The following is a 1,900-nucleotide window of genomic DNA, read 5'->3' as shown; positions in this document are numbered from 1 at the left end:
GTGGGGGAGAGCCGGCCTCTGTAGAAGTGTAGTCGATCCGGAGCGAATTATTGTGCATCCATGTGCTGTTGCGGACGCCATTTGGCGAGCCGGTTCTCGATCATCGTCATGATGAACTCGGCAACAAGCGTCACCAACATGACGAGGAGGATCGCGGCAAACATGCCGGCCGCGTCGAAGGTACCCTTGGCGATCGAGATCAGCTGCCCGATGCCGAAACGCGCGCCGACGAACTCTCCAACGATGGCGCCGATGATGGCAAAACCGAACGAGACGTGCAGGCTGGCGAAGATCCAGCTCATCGCCGAGGGAATGATGACGGCTCGTGTCACCTGCCAGTCAGAGGCGCCGAGGATGCGGGCATTGGCGATCATGTTGCGATCGGCCTCACGCACGCCCTGGAAGGCATTGGCGAAAACGACGAAGAACACCATGATGAAGGCGAGAGCCACCTTGGAGGCAAGGCCAAGGCCCATGATCATGATGAAGATCGGCGCCAACACCACGCGCGGGATCGAGTTGATGGCCTTGATGTAGACCGAAAAGATGTCGGAAAGGAAGCGGTTGCGGCCAAGCCCGACGCCGACCAGTACGCCGGTGATGGAGCCGGCGAAGAAGCCGATCAGCGCCTCCTCCATCGTCACCCAAAGGTTATACCAAAGAGAGCCTTCGGTCGTTCCTTCGGTTGCCCATTCGTAGAGCCGCGCGGCAATCGCACTCGGGCTCGAATAGAAGAATGGATCGATCCAGCTGAGATTGGAGGTCAACTCCCACAGCCCGAGCGAGATGACGAGGATGGCGATTTGCCAGAACAGCACCAATTGCTTGCGGCGCTTGATCATTTTCAAGGCGACGGCTTCAATTTCGGCGTCGGACGTTCCTGCACGGAAGATGGGGGCCGTTGCGGCCTCAAGGGTCGTAAGTGCCATGATCTGATCTCCTCCCTTACGCCGCTTCGCTTGCGCGGCGATAACTGGTCTCGACCTCCTGGCGGAGATCCTCCCAGATGGTCTTGCAATAATCGATGAAGTTCTGCTCGTAGCGGATTTCCGAGACGACGCGCGGTCGCGGCAGGTCTATCTGGTAGACCGATTTGACTGTCGCAGGTCCTGCCGTCAGCACGTAGACCTTGTCGGCAAGTGCCACAGCTTCCTCGAGGTCGTGGGTGACGAAGACCACGGATGCCTTGCGCTCGGCCCAGAGCTTCAGAAGCTCCTCATGCATCACCGTGCGGGTCTGAACGTCGAGCGCCGAAAAAGGCTCGTCCATCAACAGAATTTCCGGCTCGTTGATGAAGGTCTGCGCCAGYGAGACGCGCTTTCGCATGCCGCCGGAAAGCTGGTGCGGATAATGGTGAAGGAAACGTGTCAGCCCGACGCGGGCAAGCCAGTCCTTTGCCATCTCTTCCGCCTCGGCCTTTGACTTGCCGCGAAACACCGGGCCCGCCATCACGTTGTCGATGACGTTGCGCCACGGAAACAGGGCATCCGTCTGAAACACGAAGCCGACGCGCGGGTCGATGCCGTTGACAGGGCCGCCCATGAGGCGCACTTCCCCGGCGCTGGGCTTGGCAAGACCCGTGACCAGATTGAGCGTGGTCGACTTGCCGCAACCGGTCGGGCCGACGACGGCAACGAACTCGCCGCGTTCGACAGACATATTGAAATCGCGCAGAGCCGTCAGCGACTTGCCGGTGGGAGAAACGAAGCGGCGGCTGACGTTGATCAATTCGATCGCCGGAACCCGGCTTTGGTCTTGTTGCATGATGATAACCTGCTGCGTGCTTTGTGGTGGGCGTGCACGATGGCCCTGGAACAAACAATCCGCCTCCGGCCTGAGCCGGAAGCGGACCGGGGAGGAACTACTTGGGGAGGAACTACTTTACGTTCTTCACGAATTC

2 protein-coding genes are annotated in these 1,900 nt (G+C 59.7%); both read right to left on the bottom strand.

The genetic code is table 11. From position 1 onward, the window contains the following. Positions 1-47 precede the first annotated feature (47 nt). Complete coding sequence (locus AB4Z52_RS36075) at positions 48-929, bottom strand: ABC transporter permease (protein ID WP_442222592.1); 882 nt, start codon at positions 927-929, stop codon at positions 48-50. A gap of 16 nt (positions 930-945) precedes the next feature. Further along, the gene (locus AB4Z52_RS36070; RefSeq protein ID WP_442222591.1) at positions 946-1,764 is read right to left on the bottom strand and encodes an ABC transporter ATP-binding protein; all 819 of its coding nucleotides are present in this window, start codon (positions 1,762-1,764) and stop codon (positions 946-948) included. Between the last annotated feature and the right edge of the window lie 136 nt (positions 1,765-1,900).

The sequence above is a fragment of the Rhizobium sp. 2YAF20 genome (assembly GCF_052114685.1).
Classification (GTDB): domain Bacteria; phylum Pseudomonadota; class Alphaproteobacteria; order Rhizobiales; family Rhizobiaceae; genus Rhizobium.
The sequence above is the reverse complement of the archived record's forward strand: the minus strand, read 5'-3'. Positions and strand labels throughout refer to the sequence as shown.